The organism is Streptomyces sp. NPDC085866 (assembly GCF_044541035.1).
GTDB lineage: Bacteria > Actinomycetota > Actinomycetes > Streptomycetales > Streptomycetaceae > Streptomyces.
The window spans coordinates 1-22671 of sequence record NZ_JBITSQ010000029.1; the positions used below are offsets into that span (position 1 = coordinate 1).

Annotated in this window: 27 protein-coding genes and 1 pseudogene; 5 read left to right on the forward strand and 23 right to left on the reverse strand. The window is 71.0% G+C overall.

The window, feature by feature from the left end; translation table 11 throughout:
* Positions 1 to 107 (reverse strand): annotated as a pseudogene (locus tag ACIF83_RS43485) (ABC transporter); the annotation flags it as partial.
* Positions 108 to 138: 31 nt separating this feature from the next.
* Positions 139 to 810, reverse strand: a complete 672-nt coding sequence (locus ACIF83_RS43490) for a DUF4097 family beta strand repeat-containing protein (RefSeq protein ID WP_399736030.1) — start codon at positions 808 to 810, stop codon at positions 139 to 141.
* A 254-nt stretch (positions 811 to 1064) separates the two neighbouring features.
* Here ACIF83_RS43490 and ACIF83_RS43495 point away from each other — a divergent pair, with 254 nt between their 5' ends.
* Positions 1065 to 1820, forward strand: a complete 756-nt coding sequence (locus ACIF83_RS43495) for a helix-turn-helix domain-containing protein (protein WP_399735908.1) — start codon at positions 1065 to 1067, stop codon at positions 1818 to 1820.
* A 17-nt stretch (positions 1821 to 1837) separates the two neighbouring features.
* On the opposite strand, the gene ACIF83_RS43500 is transcribed toward ACIF83_RS43495, so the two are convergent.
* Positions 1838 to 2326: an HAD domain-containing protein gene (locus ACIF83_RS43500; RefSeq protein ID WP_393484646.1), complete on the reverse strand. Its 489-nt coding sequence runs from the start codon at positions 2324 to 2326 to the stop codon at positions 1838 to 1840.
* Positions 2327 to 2338: 12 nt separating this feature from the next.
* Positions 2339 to 2962 carry an RraA family protein gene (locus tag ACIF83_RS43505; RefSeq protein WP_399735911.1) on the reverse strand — a complete coding sequence of 208 codons (624 nt, stop codon included), beginning with the start codon at positions 2960 to 2962 and terminating at the stop codon, positions 2339 to 2341.
* A 157-nt stretch (positions 2963 to 3119) separates the two neighbouring features.
* Between ACIF83_RS43505 and ACIF83_RS43510 the strand changes: the two genes are divergently transcribed.
* Positions 3120 to 3962, forward strand: a complete 843-nt coding sequence (locus ACIF83_RS43510) for a nitroreductase family deazaflavin-dependent oxidoreductase (protein ID WP_399735914.1) — start codon at positions 3120 to 3122, stop codon at positions 3960 to 3962.
* A gap of 302 nt (positions 3963 to 4264) precedes the next feature.
* On the opposite strand, the gene ACIF83_RS43515 is transcribed toward ACIF83_RS43510, so the two are convergent.
* From ACIF83_RS43515 to ACIF83_RS43530, 4 genes are all read right to left on the reverse strand, one after another.
* On the reverse strand, positions 4265 to 6481 hold the full coding sequence (locus ACIF83_RS43515) for a phosphotransferase family protein (protein WP_398141368.1): 2217 nt from the start codon (positions 6479 to 6481) through the stop codon (positions 4265 to 4267).
* 248 nt (positions 6482 to 6729) lie between these two features.
* Positions 6730 to 7197, reverse strand: a complete 468-nt coding sequence (locus tag ACIF83_RS43520; protein WP_393484640.1) for a hypothetical protein — start codon at positions 7195 to 7197, stop codon at positions 6730 to 6732.
* Positions 7198 to 7621: 424 nt separating this feature from the next.
* Positions 7622 to 8362 (reverse strand): HAD family hydrolase, encoded by a 741-nt coding sequence (locus ACIF83_RS43525; RefSeq protein WP_393484639.1) that lies wholly within the window; start codon positions 8360 to 8362, stop codon positions 7622 to 7624.
* Positions 8362 to 9240: a GntR family transcriptional regulator gene (locus tag ACIF83_RS43530; RefSeq protein WP_393484638.1), complete on the reverse strand. Its 879-nt coding sequence runs from the start codon at positions 9238 to 9240 to the stop codon at positions 8362 to 8364. Before ACIF83_RS43530 ends, ACIF83_RS43525 begins: the two co-directional genes overlap by 1 nt.
* Before the next feature lie 130 nt (positions 9241 to 9370).
* Here ACIF83_RS43530 and ACIF83_RS43535 point away from each other — a divergent pair, with 130 nt between their 5' ends.
* Entirely contained in the window at positions 9371 to 9559 is a 189-nt protein-coding gene (locus tag ACIF83_RS43535) for a hypothetical protein (protein ID WP_393484637.1), read from the forward strand.
* Positions 9560 to 9572: 13 nt separating this feature from the next.
* Here the strand turns inward: ACIF83_RS43535 and ACIF83_RS43540 are convergent, their stop codons facing one another.
* From ACIF83_RS43540 to ACIF83_RS43550, 3 genes are all read right to left on the reverse strand, one after another.
* Positions 9573 to 10481 (reverse strand): FadR/GntR family transcriptional regulator, encoded by a 909-nt coding sequence (locus ACIF83_RS43540; RefSeq protein WP_399735920.1) that lies wholly within the window; start codon positions 10479 to 10481, stop codon positions 9573 to 9575.
* A gap of 303 nt (positions 10482 to 10784) precedes the next feature.
* The gene (locus ACIF83_RS43545) at positions 10785 to 12026 is read right to left on the reverse strand and encodes a GNAT family N-acetyltransferase (protein ID WP_399735924.1); all 1242 of its coding nucleotides are present in this window, start codon (positions 12024 to 12026) and stop codon (positions 10785 to 10787) included.
* A gap of 164 nt (positions 12027 to 12190) precedes the next feature.
* A complete protein-coding gene (locus ACIF83_RS43550; protein WP_399735927.1) occupies positions 12191 to 12772 on the reverse strand; it encodes an aerial mycelium formation protein in 582 nt (193 codons plus the stop codon).
* 159 nt (positions 12773 to 12931) lie between these two features.
* Here ACIF83_RS43550 and dtd point away from each other — a divergent pair, with 159 nt between their 5' ends.
* Positions 12932 to 13357: a D-aminoacyl-tRNA deacylase gene (gene dtd, locus ACIF83_RS43555; protein ID WP_399736033.1), complete on the forward strand. Its 426-nt coding sequence runs from the start codon at positions 12932 to 12934 to the stop codon at positions 13355 to 13357.
* A 47-nt stretch (positions 13358 to 13404) separates the two neighbouring features.
* Here the strand turns inward: dtd and ACIF83_RS43560 are convergent, their stop codons facing one another.
* The 6 genes from ACIF83_RS43560 to ACIF83_RS43585 form a co-directional block, all read right to left on the reverse strand.
* The gene (locus ACIF83_RS43560) at positions 13405 to 14370 is read right to left on the reverse strand and encodes a YgfZ/GcvT domain-containing protein (protein ID WP_393484633.1); all 966 of its coding nucleotides are present in this window, start codon (positions 14368 to 14370) and stop codon (positions 13405 to 13407) included.
* Between the two features lie 10 nt (positions 14371 to 14380).
* Positions 14381 to 14818 carry a Fur family transcriptional regulator gene (locus tag ACIF83_RS43565; protein WP_145875871.1) on the reverse strand — a complete coding sequence of 146 codons (438 nt, stop codon included), beginning with the start codon at positions 14816 to 14818 and terminating at the stop codon, positions 14381 to 14383.
* 32 nt (positions 14819 to 14850) lie between these two features.
* Positions 14851 to 15426, reverse strand: a complete 576-nt coding sequence (locus ACIF83_RS43570; RefSeq protein WP_399735931.1) for an FABP family protein — start codon at positions 15424 to 15426, stop codon at positions 14851 to 14853.
* 228 nt (positions 15427 to 15654) lie between these two features.
* Positions 15655 to 16593, reverse strand: coding sequence for a hypothetical protein (locus ACIF83_RS43575; protein ID WP_399735934.1), 939 nt, complete (start codon positions 16591 to 16593; stop codon positions 15655 to 15657).
* The gene (locus ACIF83_RS43580) at positions 16590 to 17357 is read right to left on the reverse strand and encodes a hypothetical protein (RefSeq protein WP_399735937.1); all 768 of its coding nucleotides are present in this window, start codon (positions 17355 to 17357) and stop codon (positions 16590 to 16592) included. Before ACIF83_RS43580 ends, ACIF83_RS43575 begins: the two co-directional genes overlap by 4 nt.
* Positions 17354 to 18061, reverse strand: coding sequence for a hypothetical protein (locus tag ACIF83_RS43585; RefSeq protein WP_399735940.1), 708 nt, complete (start codon positions 18059 to 18061; stop codon positions 17354 to 17356). The genes ACIF83_RS43580 and ACIF83_RS43585 overlap by 4 nt, the downstream gene beginning before the upstream one ends.
* 210 nt (positions 18062 to 18271) lie before the next feature.
* Between ACIF83_RS43585 and ACIF83_RS43590 the strand changes: the two genes are divergently transcribed.
* Positions 18272 to 18634 carry a DsrE family protein gene (locus ACIF83_RS43590; protein ID WP_094217032.1) on the forward strand — a complete coding sequence of 121 codons (363 nt, stop codon included), beginning with the start codon at positions 18272 to 18274 and terminating at the stop codon, positions 18632 to 18634.
* Positions 18635 to 18644: 10 nt separating this feature from the next.
* On the opposite strand, the gene ACIF83_RS43595 is transcribed toward ACIF83_RS43590, so the two are convergent.
* The 6 genes from ACIF83_RS43595 to ACIF83_RS43620 all read right to left on the reverse strand — a co-directional run bounded on the left by ACIF83_RS43595 (position 18645) and on the right by ACIF83_RS43620 (position 22669).
* Positions 18645 to 18908 carry a DUF3099 domain-containing protein gene (locus ACIF83_RS43595; RefSeq protein ID WP_399735944.1) on the reverse strand — a complete coding sequence of 88 codons (264 nt, stop codon included), beginning with the start codon at positions 18906 to 18908 and terminating at the stop codon, positions 18645 to 18647.
* Between the two features lie 89 nt (positions 18909 to 18997).
* Positions 18998 to 19285: a DUF1416 domain-containing protein gene (locus ACIF83_RS43600; protein WP_145875861.1), complete on the reverse strand. Its 288-nt coding sequence runs from the start codon at positions 19283 to 19285 to the stop codon at positions 18998 to 19000.
* Between the two features lie 44 nt (positions 19286 to 19329).
* On the reverse strand, positions 19330 to 20175 hold the full coding sequence (locus tag ACIF83_RS43605) for a sulfurtransferase (RefSeq protein ID WP_393484627.1): 846 nt from the start codon (positions 20173 to 20175) through the stop codon (positions 19330 to 19332).
* 132 nt (positions 20176 to 20307) lie between these two features.
* Positions 20308 to 20388 (reverse strand): Ms5788A family Cys-rich leader peptide, encoded by an 81-nt coding sequence (locus tag ACIF83_RS43610; RefSeq protein WP_350751515.1) that lies wholly within the window; start codon positions 20386 to 20388, stop codon positions 20308 to 20310.
* Positions 20389 to 20594: 206 nt separating this feature from the next.
* Positions 20595 to 21290: a DUF2993 domain-containing protein gene (locus ACIF83_RS43615; RefSeq protein WP_398141374.1), complete on the reverse strand. Its 696-nt coding sequence runs from the start codon at positions 21288 to 21290 to the stop codon at positions 20595 to 20597.
* Between the two features lie 173 nt (positions 21291 to 21463).
* A complete protein-coding gene (locus ACIF83_RS43620; protein ID WP_399735948.1) occupies positions 21464 to 22669 on the reverse strand; it encodes a hypothetical protein in 1206 nt (401 codons plus the stop codon).
* Between the last annotated feature and the right edge of the window lie 2 nt (positions 22670 to 22671).

Consider the following 22671-nt stretch of genomic DNA (forward strand, 5'->3'; position numbering starts at 1 on the left):
AGCGAGAAGATCGTGCCTGCCGGCACCTGGAAGTCGATGCCGTCCAGGACGGTCTTGTCCCCGTAGGACTTGCGCAACCCCGTGGCTGCGATGGCCAGGTCGGTCATGAGAGGTGCCCCCCTGTCAGTGGCTGCGGATTTACAGGCTGCGGGCGGTGATGTCGCCGTAGTTGGTGGTCGCGTGGATGTTCAGGCCGGCGGCGGCGCCGTCGGTGTTCTTGAGCGCGTTGTGGATCCGGCCGTAGCCGGTGCCGGCGTCCAGGGAGGCGGAGACACCGCGGGCGGCGCCGACCGCGATCCCGCCGTACTGGGTGTGCAGCGTGACCGTGCCGTTCACGGCCTCGGCGATGGTGATGTCGCCCTTCTGGACGCTGATCTCCGCGGGGCCGCGCAGGCGGCCGACCGAGACGTCCCCGGCGAGGACGGTGAGGCGGAGGCCTTCGGTCTCGTCGAACTTGACCGCGCCGTGCGCGCCTTCGAGGGCGACGTCGCCGAGCCGTCCGACGCCCCGGAACTCGGCGGCGGCCGCCTTCGCCTCGACGCGGGAGCCGGCGGGCAGCTGGACGGTCACCTCGACGGATCCGGAGTGTCCGAGGATCTGGTTCTTCGCCGGCGGGGCCTGGACCCGCAGGACACCGTCGCCGTACGAGACCTTGGTCTGTTCCGCCGCCTTCACGTCGCGGCTCTTGGCGGCGTCCGCGGGCAGGACCTCGACCGTGGTGTCGGCCCGGTCGGCGGCGATGAACCGGACGTGTCCCGCGGGGATGTCGAGGACGGCCGCGATCGGGGCGGAGGTCTCGAACTTCACCATCGTGTACTCCTGCTTCTGCATGGTGCTCTCCTTCGGCTTCACTGTTTCCGATGCAGGAAAAGCTACGTTGCGTTCGAGGATCAGGCAACATATTCGTTGCATAGAAGCGGTATCACCGCAGGTAGAGTGCAGAAAATCGTTGCAACGGCTTGAAATCTAACGCAACAACACTTGCGTCGCTCGTTGCAATGGATCAGAAATGAACGCTATGCTGGACGCACCAGGAACCAGGGAAGACCGCGAAGGAGACCGCGATGCCGGGAGGCAGACTCACTCAGTCGGAACGCCAGCAGATCGCGCTGGGACTGGCCGACGGCCTCGCCTACGCGGAGATCGCGCGCCGCCTCGACCGCCCCACCTCGACCGTCACACGCGAGGTCATGCGCAACGGCGGCCCCACCGCCTACCGCGCCGACCTCGCCCACCGCGCCACCGAACGCCGCGCCCACCGCCGCAGGCAGGCCATGCCCCGGGACCCGGCGGCACCCGCGCAGCCCTACGGACGCGACCCCGAGGCGGTACGCGAGTACGGGGAGGCCTTCACCACCCTCATCATGCAGTCGGGCCTGCCCAACAAGATGGCGGCCCGGGTGCTGGTCTGCCTCTACACCACCGACGCGGGCAGTCTCACCGCGCCCGAACTCGTCCAGCAGCTCCAGGTCAGCCCGGCGTCCGTGTCCAAGGCGGTCGCGCTCCTCGAAAGCCTGGGCCTCATCCGCCGGGAGCGAGACGAAGGCCGCCGCGAGCGCTACGTCGTCGACAACGACGTCTGGTACCAGTCGATGGTCTCCAGCGCCCGGTCCAACTTCCAGCTCGCCGAGACCGCACGACAGGGCGTCACCATCCTCGGCTCCGACACCCCGGCCGCCGTCCGCCTGGAGAACATCGCCCGCTTCGTCGAATTCATCGGCGAAAGCGTCATCCGTGCCGCGGAGCAGGCCCGCGACATCCTCTACGCGAAGCCCGAGTCGGCCTCGGGCGGCACTCCCGAGCCGGGTCCGGACCGCTGACGGACACCTGCGGGCCTTCAGGTGCTGCCGAGCCACTCCCGTACCGCCTCGAAGTCGGCCTCCGTCAGGCCGTAGCGGTGGTCGACGCGGTGGAGAAGGGCCGGACCCGGGTGATGGACGGCGACCCAGGAGCAGTCGGCCTCGGTGAGTTCGTCGTCGATCCAGACGAAGGGGCGGCCGGCCGACCAGGCGACCAGGGGGCGGGTCTTCCAGTGCAGCAGGCCCGGCGGCTCGTCCTCGTCGGGCCACTCCACGACCGGCAGCGGGGGCAGGCCCAGCCAGGGGGCCAGGCAGGTGTTGGCGTCGTCCATCCAGGTCGTGGCCCACACCAGCTCGCACCCCAGCCCCGCGAGCCGGCCGCCGAGCGCGGGGTCGACGCGGTTCAGCAGCGGATGCCCGGCGGTGACGTCGGGCGGCAGGGACCGGCCGCTGTCGTACACCGGGTAGGCGCGGTCCACCGCTCCGAACGGAATCAGCGGACCGTCGACATCGAGGAAGAGCAGCATCATCGACCAGGATCAGCCCTCGAAGCCCCGCTCGGCGAGGAGGGCGTCGATCCGGGCGCGGTGCGCCTTCTCCCAGTCGTCCAGGCTCTCCGCCGCCTCCTCGGCCAGCTTGGCCCGCGCGGCCTGAAGGATCTCCGCCCGGCGGGCGACCGGTACGGCGACCACGCCCTCCTCGTCGGCCACGACCACGTCCCCGGCCTCGATCCGTACGCCCCCGCAGCGCACGGGCTCGTTCAGCGGCCGTACGGCCTTCTTCGCGCCCGGGATCGGGATCACGCCCCGGGCGAAGACCGGGAAGCCCAGTTCGCGCACTTCGGCGAGGTCGCGGATCAGACCGTCGGCGACGAAGGCCGCGACCCCGCGCCGCCGGGCCACCGCACAGACGTTGCCGCCGGCCAGCGCCCAGTCCAGGTCCCCGGACTCCACGACGATCACCGAGCCGGGCTCCGCGCGGTGGATCGCGGCGTGCAGCATCAGGTTGTCGCCGGGCGGGCAGCTCACGGTGAACGCCGGTCCGGCGATCCGCGGCACCGGGGCCCACAGCGCCCGTATGCCGAGGTCCATGACCTGGTCGCGGCCGAGCAGATCGGCCAGGGTCGTGGTGGGGATGTCCTGGAACTCGGTGGCATCAGTCATGAGAGGGACGGTAGCGTCCCCGTCATGACTGCCGGGTCGGCCTTGTGCCGTGAGCGAGTTGGGTGCCCGGCCTCTGAGTGAGGTCCGCGCGGGCCAGGAGCCCGCCGCTTTCTCTGCGCACTGAGACCAGTCATCAGCCGCAGAGAAGGAAGCTCGAGTGCCCAACCCTTTCAACCAGAACATCATCGACGAGTTCCGCGCCCACCACGGCCGCATGAGCGGCTACTTCGAAGGTGCCCGGCTCGTCCTGCTCACCACCACCGGTGCCCGCACCGGCACCCCGCACACCACCCCGGTCGGCTACCTCGCCGACGGTGGCGAGCGGATTCTCGTCATCGCCTCGGCCGGGGGCTCGCCCCGGCACCCCGACTGGTACCGCAACCTGCTCGCCCACCCCGAAGCGACCGTCGAGAGCGGGGTGTTCACCTATCGGGCCCGTGCAAAGGTGCTCACCGGCGAGGAGCGCGACCGTGCCTTCGCGCGGGCGGTGGAGGCCGACCCCGGCTGGCAGGCGTACCAGGAGAAGGCGGGCGGCCGGGTGATACCCGTCGTCGCACTGCACAGCATCGCGCAGGGCGGACCGCCGAACATCGCCGCGGACTCCCCCGGCGAGGCGATGCGCCTCGTCCACGACATGTTCCGGCATGAACTCGACCTGATCCGCGCGGAGATGGCCGCGGGCGACGGTACCGGTCTCGGCGCCCAGCTCCGCGTCAACTGCCTCACCCTGTGCGCGGGGCTGCACAACCACCACACCGGCGAGGACACGGCCCTGTTCCCGTTCCTCGCCGGCCGCCATCCGCACCTCGCGCCCACCCTGGAGCGGCTGGAGCAGGAGCACGGGCGTATCGCGGACCTCGTGGAGCAGTTGCGCCGGGCGGTCTCCGGCGAGCATCCCGACCCGGCCGCGGCCCGTGCCGAGGTGGACCGGCTGACGGCCGCGCTGGAGGCTCATCTGGACTACGAGGAGGAGCAGTTGGCGCCCGCACTGGGCGGCTAGAACGGCAGCGGCCGCGCGTGTACGACGTCGAGCCGGGACACCGCCCGCGTGAGCACGACGTACAGCCGGTGTGCGCCGCGACGACACCGACCGATCCCGCGTGGGCAAGGGCCTCGCGTACCGCCGTCACGGTCGTACCGGCACGTCGTCGGTCGGCCGGAGGATCAGCTCGCCGTCCACACGCAGCGACCGTGCGGCCGGCACGGCGTCGACGCCGCGCTCCAGGAACAGCGCTCCGACACGTCCTGGTGCATCCGCCGCTTCTTGCGCTCACGCAGGCCCGTCTCTTCCAAGGGACGAGCCTACGCAGCGCCGTCCGGGAGGGTCGGCCAGGCGAGGTGCGGGGCAGCGCGTCGGCGGGAGGACAGGCCCAGGGACGCGGTGGCCGCGGCCAGGGTCATGGCGTACGACTCCACCGCGCGGCGGACGTTGGGGGCGTCCAGGCTCGCGCCGGTGACCAGGCGGTCGAGGTCGACGTAGGCCGAGCGGACGATCTCGATCCAGCGGTAGACCCGCCAGTCCTGCTGCCAGTTCCGGGTGAACCGCTCGGCCAGCCGGGCCTCCCAGCGGCGGAACAGGCGGTCGCGGATCTCCGGCCGGGTGGGAGTGAGGTGCATGTGCCGGACCAGCTCGTACAGCGGGTCCCCGACCACGGCCATCTCCCAGTCGATGAGGGTGAGGGCCGGGCCGTCGTCCCGGCGCACCAGGTTCCAGGGGTTGAGGTCGCCGTGCAGCAGGGCGGGGTCGCGGTCGGTGACGTGGTGCCGGGCGAGGATCTCGCGCAGCCGGGGTGCGTCGGGCAGGCCGAGGAAGCGGGCCAGCTGCTGGGACTCCTTCGGCAGGCCGGCGACCAGCCCGACGAGCTGGTCGCTCAGCCAGCCGTAGAAGCCGGGCCGGCCGCCCACCGGGTCGATCTGGGCGTAGTCGACCTCGGTCAGTGCGGCCAGCTGGTCGACCAGGCAGTCCGCCTCGTGCGGTCGCAGTCCGTGTACGGGGTGCTCGGGTCTGCGGCCGAGGTCGCGGGCGCCCTCGTAGGTGTGGACAGCGAAGCGGTCCCCGCGATAGCGGTGGCCCGGGTCGGTCGCGTGGCTCCTGCCGAGCGCCAGGACGCGGGGGGCGGCCACCGGAACCCCGGACCGCTCGATGGCCCCGAGCACGGCGTGCTCGCTGAGGAAGCTGCGCTCGCGCCGGAGCAGGACGGTCACCTCGCGGCGGACGACGACCGGGAAGTCGGTGTCCGGAACCCGGATCACCGTGCTGAGGTGCGCGGCCCCCTTGAACACCCGCTCGGCCGGGGCGGCACCCTCCAGGAACAGCGCGTCGGCGACGGCCGAGTGCGGGAAGTCCCAGCGCTCGGGCACCCTCCGATCGGGCGCCCAGCCGATACTGCGCGGGCGTCGGCCGGGCCGGGACGCCCCCCGCCGGAACAGGATGCGCTCGATCTCGCGCTCGCCCGGCACCCGGCCCAGTCGCAGCGGCTCGGTGGCCGCCTGCAGTGCATCGCGCACGGTCTCCGTCGCCCTCTCCAGGCTCGCCCGGTCGAAGGAGTGTTCCAGGGACCGGGCGGCCCGGATGACGTCGGCGTAGAGGGACTGGGCGTGTTCGAAGGCAAGGTAGTGGCGCAGGTCCCGGCCGAGGCCGGCCACGGCGGCGGGCCGCACCCGGCGCACGGCGTCGGCCCATCCGTCGACGACCTCGTTCCACTGGTGGTCCGGGTAGCGCATCCGCACCAGGTGGACGGCGAGGTCGTGCAACGGATCGCCGTAGCTCGCCAGTTCCCAGTCCACGCAGTGCAACGGCGGCTCACCGGCGGTGGGCACGACGAGGTTGCCGCGGTGCAGGTCGCCGTGGAGCAGTCCGTACGGCCGCCGGGTCAGCGCCGGCACCCGGTCGGCGAACCGCAGCAGCGCGTCCTCGGGCACCCCGAGGGCCGTGAACAGGCCGCCGTAGCGGCGCCAGTTGGGGCGGCAGATCTGGCGGTCGGCCAGGTGGGCCAGGGCGCGCAGAAAGCCCTGCGAGTCGGTGTGGTTGCGCGGCCAGTGGGCCGGCAGCGGCGGCAGCGCGCCGCCGCGCACCTGGACGATGGCGGCGAGCAGCTCCGCCAGGTCCTTCAGGAGCGGCCCGTCGACCGGTTTGCCGGGGCCGCAGACCTCGGCCAGCACAGTTCCGTCCACATGGCTGTGGACGGCGTAACCGTCTCCGGCGGCCAGGCACTCCGGCACCTGGCGCAGCACGTGCCGGACCGCCCGCAGGACCTCCGGCTCGCTCTCCCAGGTTCGGATCACCACCGGCACCACGTCCGCACGCGGCAGCCGTACGGTCACCAGGGTGCCCGGCGCCCGGCCGAGCAGCCCGGCGAGCGGCTCGGTCAGGGGCAGAACGTGGTTGCGGTGGTGGAAGCCTGCGCTCACCTCTCCCGCCGCCACCGCACGGGCCACGAACGCCCGGACGGCGGCGTTCGTCCGAACTCTGTCGGCGTGTCCCCCGGCCGCGGCACGGGGAACAGGCGGTGCGCCCACTGGCCGCTCCGGGGTCGATCGCGCGAAAAGTGAAGGGTTCAGCCGGGCGGATGGTCCGCCACTCATCTGTGCCAGGGCCGAGGACCGGCTCGTTGCCGTTCCTCGCGCACGAGTACGCACGGATCCGAGCGGTGGCTCGGACGATGCGGCATCGTAACGCAAGGCAAGGACCCGGACCGTGCCGAACGGTGCGCGCCCCCGCCCCTGTCATCCGTCGAGAGGCCCCGGCCGGCGGCGCTCCTCGCAGGTCAGCGATTGCGCCGGCGATGCACCTCGGTGAACGCGGTCTCCGCTGCGGCCCGGAGGCTGCCGATGGCCTCGCCCAGCTGCTGCTGATATCGGGCCTGGTCCCGGCGGTCCCTGGGGGGCTCGATCGCCCACACCGGCGGGAAGGCGTCGTTCAGCGCAAGCAGTTCGGGAATTTTCCGGTGCAGGGTCGCGAGGCGCTGGAAGGTGTGCCGCCTGGTGCGCAGCATCGACAGGTCGTGGTCGGTGACGGCCCGGTCTGCGAACGCGTCCAGAGCCTTCAGCAGTTCCCCGACCTCGTTCTCGGCCGGCTCCAGCCGCTGACGCTGGATGGCGCGGGCGGTGCGATGGGCGGCGTAGACCAGGGCCGCGAGCGGGACCAGGGCGAGCCACCAGGCGTAGGGACCGAGCGTCCCGGTCACGGCCGTGGCAAGACAGATGCTACGGGGCAGCGGGTCGGAAACAGGCACGAGCATTACCCTTGTTCATCGTCGGAACCGGAGGCACTGCCCCGACTTTCCTTGGCCGGAGCGCGGAGCAGTGCTGGTGAGGGTTTCGGATGCAGCATCCAGTGGCGTTGGCGCGCCGAGTGATGCTTAACGCTGTGGCCCCGGAGGACTCGCTTCCGGGGCCACAGTCCTGTCCCGGGCGGCAGACGCCCGGGCGGAATGAGGACCGCGGGGATGATGGTCCATCAACACCTGCTGAGCGAAACGGAAATCCTGGGTGGTGTTCGGTACGGCGGATTTTCGCCCGGCTCTGTTCGGGCTCACCGGGCGGCTACCCGCTGTGCGCGCAGCCGGAGTTGGGTGCCGCACGCCCGATGGTGCCGGCACCCCGCAAAGCCCCCCTCCCTGGGCGTGGTCGATACGGCGGCTCGGATGGGGCGGCATGCTATCCGACGACGCGGCGCCCGCTCCGAAGTAGACCCAGAAGCGGCTCCAGCGACCGTACAACCTGCCCCGCGCCCGCCGCGCGCAGAACCTTCTCCTTCGCCTCGTTACGCGCGTAACCCAGGAACGGAACGCCCGCCTCACGGGCCGCCACCAGGTCGGACGGGGTGTCGCCGATCATCAGGGCCTTGGCGGGCGGGGCGCCCGTCCCGTTCAGGGCGCGGTTGAGGCAGTGCGGGTCCGGCTTGAGGAGATGCAGGTCCTGGGTGCGGCCGTAGATGTGCGGGGCGAAGACTTCGCCCAGGCCGCGCTGTGCGAGGTAGGCACGGACCACCTTGGGGGAGTTGTTGGTGGTGATGGCCAGGCGAGATCCGACGGCCGTCCAGGTGCGGATCACCGGGTCGGCGTAGGCGGTCGGCTGGGCGGAGGCGGCGGCCCGCAGCTCCTCCTGGGTGAGCCGTTCTTCCAGTTCGGCGACGAGATCGCTGCCCGGGTGCCGCCGGTCCACCGCGCGCAGCACCACCTGCGGGTCCAGCGTGCCCCGCTCGGATTCGGTGAGCAGTCCGCGCAGGCCCTGCAGCTCCAGCCAGTCCACCAGCTCCGCGGCCACCCGTTCCGCCTTGTGCCCGGCGAACAGGCGACAGATCGGCCCGTCGAAGTCCCACAGGACGACCCGCGCAGCTGTGATCAGTTCTCGTAGCTTCTCGATCTCGTTCGCATCAGGAGTCGCATCAGAAGTCACTAGGAGAGTGTCAGGTCCGTGGTGATGGTTTCCCAGAGGGCGTCGAACCACTTCTGGGATTGCTCGACGAACGCCGCGTCCCGCTGACCGGCCCGCTTCTCGAAGGAGAAGAGGAGGGACTCGGAGCCGACGGTGTCGTACATCTCCAGCATTCCGCTGTCCGTCGGCTCCTCGCGGCGCGTGATCATGTAGTACGCGTACAGCGCCTCCGACCCGTTGAGCAGGTACAGCTTGGCCGGCGGGGTGAACGGCAGGGCCCGGAAGGTGACGTGTACGTCGATGTCGTGGGTGGAGCGCAGGGCCTGGAGGTTGTACTGCAGGACCTGACCCTGGGCGTTGCGCATCGCCAGCCAGCGCTGGTGCACGGTGTCGTCGTCGGGGCGGGCGTCGACCGAGACCGGGAACGCGAGGTTGATGTCCCGGGACGGCAGCAGGATGCGGACGTCGATCCGGTCGGGGCGCAGGCGGCCCTCGTGGATCAGGCGCAGCGGCTCACCCAGGGCGGGGATCAGGGACTGTGCGGTCAGGCAGGCCGCGTCGATGCGCACGTGCGGCGCGGAGAACGCCTCGGTCAGCCGGGGGGCGAGGCCCACCATCGTCGGCTGGGGCTCGTCGTGGGCGGGGGCCGGCTCGGCGACGCGCGGGGGGCTGCCCTTGGTGACGTTGCTGAGCAGACCGTCGTCCGCGAGCGCCCGAAGAGCCTGGCGTACGGCACCGCGCTCCACCCCGAACTCCTCGGCCAGCTCGGCCTGGGTGGGCAGGCGTTCGCCCGCCTTCAGGTCGCCGGTGCGGATGCGTTCCCGCAGGATGTCGGCGATCTCCTGGGACGTGAGCCTTCTGCTGCCGTTCACTGCCACGTTCTCCTGGGCCACAACCAAACGCTACAACCCTGATCCATCTAAGGGGAGTTGTTCCGAAGTTGTTTGCGAGTAGCGACCAAGTGGGGACAACCCAATTAGAGTTGGTTGCCAACTTGGTCAAGTTGGCAGGCCGAAAGGGGGAACCATCATGCCCGTCCTCGCACTCCTCTGCGCCGTCTTCGTCGTCGGCTTCGAGCAGCTCGTCCAGTGGAAGTACGGCGCCGCCGGCATCGTCGGCCTGCTTCTGCTCTCCGTCGGCATCAAGGCCAAGAGCCCGGCGGTCAGCTCCGCCGGGGCCGTGCTGCTCGCGGTGCTCCTGGCGAGCCCGGCCCTCTGATCCCGGGTCTTCGCTACTTCAGCACCAGCTCCGAACTGATCGTCTCCCACAGTGCGTTGAACCACAGATGGGACTGCTCCACGAACGTGGTGTCGCGCAGGTCGCCGCCCTGTTCGAAGGCGAACAGCAGCGACCGCGTGCCCTCGGCGTCGTACAGCTGCAGGTGCTCGTGGTCGATCTCCCGCTCGCGGCGGCTGAGCGTGTAGTAGGCGAAGAGCGCCTCGGACCCGTTGAGCAGATACAGCTTGACCGGCGGGGTGAACGGCAGCGCACGGAAGGAGACGCGCACATCCATGCGGTGCGTGGTGCGCAGCGCCTCCAGGTTGTGCCGCAGCACCTGACCCTGGGCGTTGCGCTGGGCCAGCCAGCGCCGGTGCAGCAGGCCGCCGTCGGAGGCGTCCACCGGGGCCGGGAAGGCGAGATCGATGTCCCGGCTGGGCAGCAGCACCCGGACGTCGATCTTGGCCGGTTTCAACTGCCCGGCATGGATCTGGCGCAGCGCGACGCCCAGGGCCAGCGTGAGCGAGACCGAGGTCAGGCAGAGGGCGTCTATCTCGACGTGCGGGGCGGCGAAGGCGGCCGCGATGCGCGGGGCGAGGCCCACCATGGTGGGCTGCGGCACCGCCGGGACGGTCACGGGGCGGGCCTGCTCCTCGGGCGCGGCCACGGTGGCGGGGCTGCCCTTGGACACGTTGGTGAGCAGGCGCTCCGACTGCAGGATGCGCAGGGCCTCCCGTACGGCACCGCGCTCCACGCCGAACTCGTCGGCCAGCTTGGCCTGGGTGGGCATGCGCTGGCCCGGTCGCAGCGCACCGGAACGGATCCGGGCGCGCAGCTCGTCGGCCACCTCGCGATGTGACGTGCGTGACCGCTGTGGCCTCTTCCGTTCACTGGCGGAGGCGTGTTCCGGGTCCACGAACAAACACTACAACTTCCCGCCATCTTCCGGCAGTTCACGGAAAGGTGGTTATGAGCCGCATCCAAGCGGAGATAAGTACAGTGAAGTTGGTAGCCAACTTGAACAACATGGTCGAGCTTCCTCAGTGGTTGGCCGATCGGGCTCCCTTCCGGAGGGGAGCCGGGAGCCCGGGCAGGGGGCGGCCACCGGAGCGCACAGTCACAACTGAACAGTCGGCACAGCCACAACTGAACACGGTCATGGCACAGCCACAACTGAACAGTCAGCTACGGATGCACAGTCAGCGTCGGCCGGACGAGGGGAGCCTCAGAAGATGTCCGGGCACCACGGTCGCCCGGACGTGCGAAACAGGGCGTCGGCCTTCCGGGCGGCGCCCTCTCGTTCTTCCCGGACCCGGCCGAGCGCCGCGAGCCGCACCAGGGACTCGTCCCCGAGCCAGACCGTGGCCAACTCGCCCACCGGCAGCGTGAGATCGACGGCGGCACCGCCCGCCGGAGTGCAGGACGCACCTTCCGGCGAGGCCTCCAGCCGGAACCGGCCCCCGGCCAGTCCTCCCGCGTCCACGACCTCCAGCACCAGCGGGCCCGTCCCCTCGTACGTCCGCGCCTCCAGGGCCCGTACGACGTCCAGGATCCGCACCCACAGCCAGTCCGCGTGGTGGGTGATCCTGGCGGCGCGCGGGTCGGGCAGGAAGAGCGGCAGCAGGTCGTCCGGGCCGCGCCAGCCGCTCTTGACCTTGGTGATCCAGTCGATCGAGCACAGGTACCGCCACAGGGCGCCCTCGGCCGCCGGGGTCGCGGCGATCAACCAGTTGACGTCGGCGGTGTTGTGCGGCTGCTTGTCGTGCCAGTTGTCGTCGGACTCGTACGACACCATGCCCTCGACCTCACCGGAGGCGGAGCGGTAGACCCCGTAGAAAGGCTCGGTCCACCCGCCGCCGAAGCGGACGACGCCGGTGCGCACCTGCCAGTACAGCTCGTTCCGGCTGACGGCGCCGGGCTGGGCGGGGCGGATGCGCTCGTACAGCTCGGGGCCGAGCTTGCGGACGTCCTCGCCGTCCACGAGATCGATCCGGCCGCCGTCCTCCGGGCCGGACCAGCGCGGATCGAGGCCCGCGCGGGGGACCTCGACGGTCCACTGGGTCGTCCAGGTCGCCGGGCCGAAGCCGTAACGGCCGTAGATCGGGTACTCGGCGGCGATCAGGGTCGCCACGACGTCGCCGCGCTCCTTGGCCACCGCCAGGTCCCGGCTCATCATGCGGGTCAGCAGGCCGCGGCGGCGGTGGGTGGGGGTGACCGTGACGTTGGAGACGGCGTTCGCGGGGACGGGGGCGCCGCCCACCGCGGTGACCTCCTGGGCGAAGGAGCGGTACGTCGCCACACAGCGGCCGTTGTCGAAGGCGCCGAGCAGCCGACCCTCGACGAACTGCCGGCGGCGCGCGTCCAACTGCTCGGCCGTCAGCACCGGTTCCTGCAGGAATCCGGTGCTCAGAGCGCGGTGCCAGTCCGCGAAGTCGGCCTCGGTCACGGTGCGGACGTCGATGGTCATGGGGTCACGGTAGGCGCGCGGCCCGGGCCGTGTCGCGCTGATTTCTCCCGCCCGCCCACCCGGCTTTCGCCCGCCTCGCCCTCGGGTCCCGTCGGGTCGGGAGATCAGGTCCCGTCAGGTCCCGTCAGGTCCCGTCAGGTCCCGTCAGGTCCCGTCAGGTCCCGTCAGGTCAGAAGATCGTCCACCTGTGCCTCGCCCACCCGGTAGCGGCGGGCGGTCTCCCCGCTGCAGTCGTCGGTGATGCGCTGCAGCCGCTGGCGGCGCCGGGAGACCTCCTGCTCGTAGCGGACCAGGCGGCCCATGGCGGTGGTCAGTTCCAGGTCGGTGCGGGCCTTGAGGTCCGACAGTTCGACCTCGCCGAGCATCTCCGCGGCCAGCAGCCGGTACTCCTCGTTGTGCGGGGTGCCGAGCGTGACATGGCGGGCCGAGGAGCGCTGCCGGGCCGGGGCGTCGGTGAGGATCTCCGGGAGCCGCTCCACCACGGAGGCGTCCGCGGGCGCCGGCACGGACGCCCGGCCGCGCCGGGCCAGTTCCGCGCGCAGGATGTCGATCCGGCCCTGCAGCAGCCGCCGCACATAGCTGAGGTCCGCCTCGTCGCGCTGCGCGTCACGGCGCAGGACGCGCAGTTCGGGCAGGCTCAGCCGGGCCAGGTCGTGCTCGGGCGGCTCCGTGGGCAGCGACGGGCCGTCGCCGCGCTGCGCGGGCGGCCGGTAGGTCTCCAGCCGCCCGGTACTCGGTGTGCTCATGTGCGTGTGACCGTCCCCTCGACCGGCGTGTGGAAGCATCGTGCCACCCCAAGTGGCCGCTATGTGACCGAGTGCCCCCGAACGGCCCCAGATGGGGGCTTAAGGATCAATAATGGACCGCCTGTGACCACGGCCGGGGCACCCGGCATGATGGTCGGCATGCGTGCGGTGGTGCAGAGAGTGGACGGCGCGAGCGTCGTCGTGGACAGCGAGACGGTGGGCGCGATCGAGGGCGAGGGCCTGTGCGTCCTGGTGGGGGTGACCCACGAGGACACCAAGGAGAAGGCGGCCCAACTGGCCCGCAAGCTCTGGTCGATCCGCATGCTGCACGACGAGAGGTCCTGCTCGGACATCGATGCCCCGCTGCTCGTCATCAGCCAGTTCACCCTCTACGGCGACGCCCGCAAGGGCCGCCGCCCCACCTGGAACGCGGCGGCCCCGGGCGACGTCGCCGAGCCCCTGGTCGACGAGGTCGTCGCCCAGCTGCGCGCCCTGGGCGCGACGGTGGCGACGGGCCGGTTCGGGGCCCAGATGCGCGTCTCCCTGACGAACGACGGGCCCTTCACGGTGCTGCTGGAGATCTAGGACTCCCGGATGTCCAGGGCTCCCGGATGTCCAAGGCTCCCGGAGCCCTACGGTTCGACGACCACTTCCTGGGCCGCCGCCGTCTCCCCCGCCACGAGCCGCGCGTCGGTGGGGACGTTGCGCTTCACCAGCGCCAGCGCGATCGGGCCCAGCTCGTGGTGGCGTACCGACGTCGTCACGAAGCCGATCTTGCGGCCGTCGGGGTCCTCGTCCGCGAGGCGGATCTCGGTGCCGTGGACCGGCAGGTGGACCTCGCTGCCGTCCAGGTGCAGGAAGACCAGGCGGCGCGGCGGCTTGCCCAGGTTCTGCACCCGGGCCACCGTCTCCTGGCCGCGGTAGCAGCCCTTCTGGAGGTGGACCGCGGTGCCGATCCAGCCCAGCTCGTGCGGGATCGTGCGGTGGTCGGTCTCGAAGCCGACGCGGGGCCGGTGGTGCTCGACGCGCAGCGCCTCGTGGGCGAGCAGACCCGCCGCGGGGCCGGACTCGGCGGCGAAGGACTCCAGGTCGGCACGGGGCAGGAAGAGGTCACGGCCGTACGCCGTCTCGCGTACGACGACGCCCTCCGGCACCTCGGCGATCGAGCCGGCCGGGAGGCTGACGACCGCGAAGTCGGCGGTGCGGTCGGCGACCTCGACCCGGTAGAAGAACTTCATCGACTCCAGGTAGGCAAGCAGTGCCTCCTGGGTGCCCGGCTCCACATGGGCCCAGACCGTCGTCCCGTCGTCCACCAGGTACAGCGCGTGCTCGATGTGGCCGTGCGCGGAGAGGATCAGTGCCTCGGTGGCCTCGCCCGCGGGCAGTTCGCTGACGTGCTGGGTGAGCAGCAGATGCAGCCAGCTGAGGCGGTCCTCGCCGGACACGGTGACCACCCCACGGTGGGAGAGGTCGACGAATCCGGTGCCGTCGGCGAGGGCGCGCTGCTCGCGGAACAGGTCGCCGTAGTGGGCGGCTACGCCTTCGTCCACACCCTCGGCGGGGACGGCGCCGGGCAGGGACAGCAGAGGGCTCTTCATACGGGTAAGCCTACGACTTGGTACTTGAACCCTTGAGCGAACAGTCCTGGCAGCGGCCGAAGATCGCGAAGTGCTTCATGTCGGTGTCGAAGCCGAACTGCCCCCGAAGCTTGGCCGTGAACTCCGCGGCCACGTCCACATCGGCCTCGATGACGTTCTCGCAGTCGCGGCACACCAGGTGCAGATGGTGGTGGCGGTCGGCGAGGTGGTAGGTGGGCGCGCCGTGGCCGAGGTGGGCGTGGCTGACCAGGCCCAGCTCCTCCAGCAGCTCCAGCGTGCGGTACACGGTGGAAATGTTGACCCCCGACGCGGTCTTCCTCACTTCACCGAGGATGTCGTCGGGGGTCGCGTGCTCAAGGGTGTCCACGGCTTCGAGCACAAGTTGCCGCTGCGGCGTCAGCCGGTAGCCGCGCTGCCTGAGGTCGCTCTTCCAGTCGGTGCTCACCACACTGGAAAGTCTAGAGCCACCCGGTGGAAGGCCTACTTGAAGAACGCGATGCCGTCGTCGGGCAGGTCGTCCGGGAGGGCCTTGGCCCAGCGCTCGACCTCCTCCGGGGTGACGACCTTCTTCAGGTGGGCCGACATGTAGGGGCGCAGCTCGACCTCGGGGGTCTGCTTCTCGCCGACCCACATGAGGTCGCTCTTGACGTAGCCGTACAGGCGCTTGCCGCCGCTGTAGGGCTGGGAGGCGGCCGTGCGCGCCACGGCGTCCGTGACCAGGTCGATCTGCGGCTTCTTGTCGGCCAGCTCGCCGTACCAGATCTCGATGACGCCGTCGTCGCGGGTCATCGTGGCCTCGACCTTGCGGCCCGCGTCGATGCGCCAGAAGCCGGACTCCGACTCCAGCGGACGGACCTTGTTCCCGTCGTTGTCCAGCACCCAGGTGTGGGAGTGGTACTCCAGGAAGTCCCGGCCGTCGTGGGTGAAGGTGACCTCCTGCCCGAAGTTGCACTTCTCCGAGCCGGGGAAGTCGTGGACGCCCGCGCCGGCCCAGTTACCGAGCAGGAAGGCGAGGGGGACCAGGTCCTTGTGGAGGTCGGACGGGATCTCGATCATGAGCGGCAGTTCCTAGGTGGGGGTCAGCGCTGGCCCTGGTACAGCTTCTTCACGGTCAGCCCGGCGAAGGCGAGGACGCCGACGCAGACCAGGACCAGCAGGGTTTCGAAGAAGATCTCCACGGGTGCTCCTTGAGCGAGGGTGGGCGTACGACAGAGCCGGGCCCCAGCTTACGCGTCCGGGGCCCGGGGCTCCCGGTCAGGTACGCCCTCGGGCGTCCCCTCGGGATCAGCCGAGCAGCTGGCTCTGCAGGACGACCGTCTGCTGGAAGGGGACGGCGGGTGCGGTCCCCTTCCGGGACTGCAGGACCACCGCGAAGACGTCCCCCGCGGCGACGTAGGCCTGCCGGACCTGCTCGGCGCCGTACGGCTTCGACTCGACGTAGGCGGTGCGCTCGACCCCGGAGACGGCGGCCTTCTCGGGGAAGCCCTCGTCGTAGACGGCCTCGCCGGAGCCGCGCACCTGGTAGGCCGGGGTGCTGTAGGCGACGTTGTCGCTCGCGAACTGGTTGTCCACGACGTTCGCCGTGCCGAACTGCAGCAGGTAGATACGGGTCCGGGTGCCGTCCGGGGTGGTCCAGCCGCGGGCCGCGATGTGCCGCAGGCCGTTGTCGACGAGCTTCTGCCGCAGCTCGTCCCGCTCTTCCTTGACGGCGTACTCCGCCAGGTAGTCCTTCGTCGCCAGCCAGCCGTCCGGGCCGCGCAGCGCCTTGTCCTCCTGCGCGCCCTCGGGCGCGGGCAGGAGCAGGGCGCGCAGGTCGGCGTAGTGGGCGCCGGCCGGGTTCGCATCGGCGAACGGCGCGGGACTGCCGGAGGGCAGCGGCGGCCTGGTCAGCTCCGGGTAGTCCCAGCGGCCGTCCGAGGCGGTGGCGAGCCCGGGGACGTCCGTCCGGTCCATCCGGGTGATCCCGTACGCCGTTCCCGCCCCGACCACCGCGAAGACCGCGACGGCCGCGGTCCAGCGCAGGACGGCCCGCAGGGCGCGGCGGTCCTTGCCGGGGGCCGGGGTCGGAACCTCGGCCTCGGCCTCGGCCTCGGGACGGGCCGGCGCCCCGGGCTGCGGGGCGGCCGCGGTCGCCATCGCCGGCGCCGCCTCCTGCGTCATCTCCGGCGCCGTCTCAAGTGCCGTCTCCGGTGCCGTCCCCGGCGCCGTCTCCTGCTCGCTCATACGGCCTTCCCCGGTTCGGCGATGCGGTCGAGTTGGGTGGTCATGAGCTTCGCGACTCCGTCGGCGTCGAGCGAGTGCGGGCCGTACGCGGTGGCGTTGACCAGGATGTCGCCGACATAGCCGGAACAGAGCATCATGCCGAGGTCCTCGTCGGAGCCCTTGGGCGAGCGGAAGCACTTGGCGTTCTCGTGGCCCTTGATCTCCGGGCCCGCACGCAGGACGCCCAGGGTGTCGAGGAACGTGTTCTGGAGCCTGGAGGCGGAGCGCACCGCGGCCGTGTCCTCCATCTCGGCCAGCACGATGTTCACCGAGTAGATCTGCTCGTTCCAGAGGTAGGCCTTGGAATGGTCGCTGTAGTAGCTGCGCATCGCCATGCCCTTGAGGTGCTGCCGGTCGATCTGCTGCTCCATCCGCTTGCGCAGGGAACGGGGCAGGCCGCTCACCGACTCCTTGCGCAGGGCCGTGGCCTGGGCGCCGTTCAGCTGCGCGTCGGCACCGAACTGTCCGATGTCGGGGCCGCGGGTCCAGGTGCCGGTCCCGTACGGCACGAGCATGCCGGCGAGCCCCTTGCGCGACTCCGTCCGGTTCTTGTCGGCCGCGGCCTTCGGGAACTTCCACCCGGGAGCACCCGCGTCGCGGTCGGCGCCCTGCACGGTCACGACGGTGTAGCCCACCCCGGCCACGACGACCCCGGCCAGCAGCACGGAACCCACGACGGCGGCGACACGGCCCCGGCGGCGGGGCTCGTTCCGGTTCTCGGTCACAGCCGCTCCATCTGCCGCTCGGCCAGGTCCGTGATCGTCTTCTTGGTGATCGGCTTGGTGCTGTAGGCCCAGATCTCCATCGCTATGTCCCCACGCCAGGCGTGCGCCTCGGCACTGTAGAGCGGCGCGTGGTTGTGCACGTACGCCCTGCCGTCCCCGGTTCCGGGGATGCTCCAGCTGTCGGTCGGCGACACGGACTCCGCGTCGTCCTGGAGGTTGTGGCTGGCATCGGTGGCCGCCATGGAGTCCTCCTGGCGGTACTGGACCAGCCGGATCTCCACGCTGTACGCGCTGCCGACCTTCCAACCGGTGACGGCCGCCCGACGGAACTGGTCCGTCACGAGCGAGCTGAACTTCTCGCCCGCGTCGGTGTACTCGTCGGCGTACGCGGCCAGGTCCATCCAGCCGTCCCGGGGCACCCAGTCCGCCTCCCGCGCGCCGCGCGGCTTCGCCAGCAGCAGCTTGCGCAGGTCGCCGTCGGTCCTGACCTTGCTGTCCTGCGCGGCCGAGAGCGGCTCGACCTCGCCCTTGGCCCGCCCGATCACCGGCTGGGAGAGCGACGGCAGTTTCGTGGGCTCGCGGTCGGCCTGGACGAGGTACCCGGCACAGGTGCCGGCGACCAGGCCGAGCAGGGCGGCGGCGCCGATCAGCCGGGGCGTACGGCCGCGCCGGCGGGGCCGGGCCGGGACGGACGCATCCGGCACAACCGGTGCGTCCGGTCCATCCGGCGCGTCGGGTCCATCCGGCGCGTCGGGTCCATCCGGCGCGTCGGGTCCATCCGGCGCGTCGGGTCTCTCTTCTGTCACTTCCAAGACGTCTCCCTGATCACGGGAAGCGTGGATTCCGTCATCCGCGCGCACAGAAGACTCATGGCATGTGCATGGAGTTGTAAGGGGAAGGATTACGATTCGGCCATGGCGAAGAAGCTCGTGATCAAGGTGACCGCCGGGGCCGACGCACCCGAGCGCTGCTCACAGGCGTTCACGGTGGCGGCGGTGGCCGTGGCCAGTGGGGTCGAGGTCTCGCTGTGGCTGACCGGGGAGTCGTCCTGGTTCGCACTGCCGGGGCGGGCCGCCGAGTTCGAGCTGCCGCACGCCGCGCCGCTGCCCGACCTGATCGACTCGATCCTCGCGGCCGGCCGCATCACGCTGTGCACGCAGTGCGCCGCCCGGCGCGAGATCACCGAGAAGGACGTCCTGGAGGGCGTACGGATCGCGGGCGCGCAGGTCTTCGTACAGGAGGCGCTGGGGGACGAGACGCAGGCGCTCGTCTACTGAGCAGCCCGTCTCACGACCTGGGTCGCTTCTTCCCGTCCAGCTCGTCCCACCACTCGTCGGACTGCGGGTCCCCAGAGGGGTCGTCCCACCAGCGGTCCTCGGGGCCGCGCCGGTTGGCCACCATCGCGGCCACGGGCGGGATGACCATGGCGACCACGCACATGCCGACCGCCACGGGGATCGACCAGAGGCGCACGACTGCCCAGGCCAGGACGAAGAGACCGATGCAGGTCCCCATCATGGCGAGGTACAGATGACGTCGCCTAGCGAGCACAACTCCAGGGTAGGTCCGGGCAGGCCGAAGGGCCGCACCCCAGGCGTCCAACCCGGGGGGTGCGGCCCTTCGGCCGGCTCTGAGGTTGCTCAGACCGCGATCGCGACCTCCGCGAGGCCGCCCTTCTGGGCCACGACCGTGCGGTCGGCGGTGGCGCCGGGGACGAGCGCGCGGAGGGTCCAGGTGCCCTCGGCCGCGTAGAAACGGAACTGTCCCGTGGCGGAGGTGGGGACCTCCGCGGTGAACTCGCCGGTCGAGTCCAGCAGACGGACGTAGCCGGTCACCGGCTCGCCGTCGCGGGTCACCTGACCCTGGATCGTGGTCTCACCGGGCTTGATCGTCGAGGCGTCGGGGCCGCCGGCCTTCGCTCCACACATGTCTTTCTCCAGAGGGGTCTGACCAGAAGGTCGGTCGGGATGGGTTACTTGTTGGCGCCGAGCTCGATCGGCACGCCGACGAGGGAGCCGTACTCGGTCCAGGAGCCGTCGTAGTTCTTGACGTTCTGGACGCCCAGCAGCTCGTGCAGCACGAACCAGGTCAGGGCCGAGCGCTCACCGATGCGGCAGTAGGCGATCGTGTCCTTGGCGAGGTCCACCTTCTCGTCGGCGTAGAGCTCCTTGAGCGCGTCGTCCGACTTGAAGGTGCCGTCGTCGTTGGCGTTCTTCGACCACGGGATGTTGCGGGCGGTCGGGACGTGGCCCGGACGCTGCGACTGCTCCTGCGGGAGGTGCGCCGGGGCGAGCAGCTTGCCGGAGAACTCGTCGGGCGAGCGGACGTCGACGAGGTTCTGCGAGCCGATGGCCGCCACGACGTCGTCGCGGAAGGCGCGGATCGAGGTGTCCTGGGCCTTGGCCTTGTAGTCGGTCGCGGCACGCTCGGGCACGTCGCCGCCGTCGACCAGCTCGCGGGCGTCCAGCTCCCACTTCTTGCGGCCGCCGTCGAGGAGCTTGACGTTCTCGTGGCCGTAGAGCTTGAAGTACCAGTAGGCGTACGACGCGAACCAGTTGTTGTTGCCGCCGTAGAGGATCACCAGGGTGTCGTTGGCGATGCCCTTCTTCGACAGGAGCTTCTCGAAGCCCTCCTGGTCGATGAAGTCGCGGCGGACCGGGTCCTGCAGGTCCTTGGTCCAGTCGATGCGGATCGCGTTCTTGATGTGGTTCTTCTCGTAGGCGGACGTGTCCTCGTCCACCTCCACGATCGCGATGCCGGGGTTGTCCAGGTTGTCCTGGACCCAGTCGGCGTCGACGAGGACGTCGCTGCGGCTCATGCTCTTCTCTCCTCCGGGGCAGTTACGGCGAGGCGTGCGAAATGCGTACGGGTACGGCTCCGGTTCGTCCGGAGGCGCACGGGTGCCCTTCCATCAGGGCGGGGGTGGGATGCGGAAGCCGGGGACTTTCGCTCAGAAGGGGCGACAGAGCATGGCGGCAACGCGGCACAGGTCGACTGCCCGCCGCTTCGTGAGATCCGCCTGTCGCTTCATGGCCCCGATCGTAGGGACGTACGGGCGGGCGTGTCACCGGCGTGTCGAACTCTGAGACGAGATCGTCCGAATAATGGGAAAGGAAAAGCGCCCGGGCGTCGTGGGACGGCCTCCGGGCGCTTGAGCCGGTCAGTTCATCTGCGGTGCGGACGGGGGCGTCTCGCCTGTCGGACACCCGCCGTCCAGTCGGCTCTCGTACTACCCCGCTACCCCGCCAGCCGCACGTTCGAACCCTTCACGCTGATCTCCACGCCGTCCTTGGCGGCCTGCACCTTGTCCAGCTTGATGCCGCCGGGGAGCTGGTCGATCTTCACCTCGGAGACGTCGAGCGCCTGGTTGCCGAACTTGGGCAGCCCATCGGCGTGCACCTTCACGGTGTCGCCCTTGACGGTGACCGTGCCGAGAACCGGGAGCGGCACACCGGCGACCACGACCGTGGCCCTGACCTTGCCGTTGCCCCCGTAGGAGAGGCCGGTCACCTTGCCGGTGGCGCCAAGAGGCAGGACGACCGGGTCGTCCTTGACCGCGCTCAGCAGCTGGTCGTAGGCGATCGTCGCGGTTCCGGACGCCTCGGCCGCCGTGGCGGAGCTGTAGTCGCCGGAGAAGTCGACGCTCTTCATGTCGGCCTCGAGGTCGTCGATGCGGATGGTCCTGCCGTTGGTGCCGGTGGCCGCCTGGTAGTCCTTGATGCCGACCTCGACGTCGTCCAGGGAGCCGCCGGCGACCTGGGTGAGGAAGGGGAAGCCCTTGATGTTCACGTCCGGGGTCGACGCCAGGTTCTCCGTCGCCCTCAGCTTGTCCGCGGCCTCGCCCTCGGCGAAGTGCACGGCGACGCGGTCGGCGATCACGAAGAGCCCGCCCAGGATCACGACGAGGATCAGGATTATTCGCAGGGCGCGCATGTGGTGGTTCCCCCGGGTCGGCGACGGTGTCCAGCTACGCCACGGTAACCCTGCGGGGCTTGGCCCGGCCCGGATTGTGGATCACTTGTGACAGCTCGTCGCCCAGGTGCGGGTGCGTGGGGGGGGGTTCGCGCAGTTCCCCGTGCCCCTTGACGGCGCCCGGCCCGAACGGCCTAGCCCAGGGCGCGCCCCAGTACCCACACCACCGGCGCCGCCGCCGCCAGGGGAAGCGCCACGCCCGCCGTGAAGTGGACGAAGCGGGACGGGTAGTCGTAGCTGGCGACCCTGTGGCCGATCAGGGCGCAGACCGCTGCTGCCGCTCCCAGGGCGGAGCCCTTCGCGCCGAGGCCGGTCATGCCGCCCACCGCGATACCCGCGCCGGCGGCGGCCAGGACCGAGGCCACGACCGACGCCGGGGTCGGCAGCGGCAGCGCGCGGGCCAGGATCGCCACGGCCACGGCCGCCGCGCCCACCGAGACCGCGTGCGGGTCGGCGGCCAGGTAACCCGTCGCCAGGACCGCGAGGGACGAGGAGGCGACGGTCGCCATCAGGCCGTACATCCGCTCGTCCGGCGAGGCGTGCGAGCGCAGCTGAAGGACCAGGGACAGCAGGACCCAGAGGCCGAGGGGGCCGAGGATCGCGGCGGGCGCGTGGTCGCGGCCCGCGGCCAGGACCGCCACGTCCGCGGTGAGCGCGCCCAGGAAGGCCAGCGCGATGCCCTGGCGGGCGGGCCACATGCCGTTCAGCCGGAACCAGCCCGCCGCCGTCACGGCCTGGAGCAGCACCAGCGGTACGACGAGGGCGTACGAGGCGACGGGGGCCGTCGCGGCGAGGAGCAGTCCCAGCCCGGCGGTGAGCAGTGCAGGCTGCATGCCGGGCTCGATGACCGGGGAGCGACCTTCCAGGCGAGCCCGCTGTGCGTCGGTGATGCGGGAGTTGCCGGAGAGGGTGGCGGGGCCGTAGACGGGATCCGCCTCGGACTCGGGCGCAGGCGCGGGCTCCGGCTTTTGGTACTGCTGGGGCGCGGGCTGCGGCTGCTGGTACGGCTGCGGCTCGGGGGCCGGCGCCTGCGGGGCGAACGGCTCCTGCGCCGGCAGGTACGCCGTCTCCGCCACGTGCACGTGCCCGTGCGTCTGCGTCTCCCAGGTCTGGCCCTGCCACTGCTGGGTGTGCTGCGGGTCGTACCCCGGCTGCGGGTACGCATCGGCGTACTGGCCCTGCCCGCCGCCGTACTGGTCGTACCCGGCCTGGGGCTGCTGCCCGGGCCAGGCCTGCGGCGCCGCCTGGTGCTGCTGTTGTTGCTGTTGTTGCTGGTGTCCGTACGGGTCGTATCCCTCGTACCCCTCGTACGGCCCGCCCTGATACGGCTGGTCGCTCAACG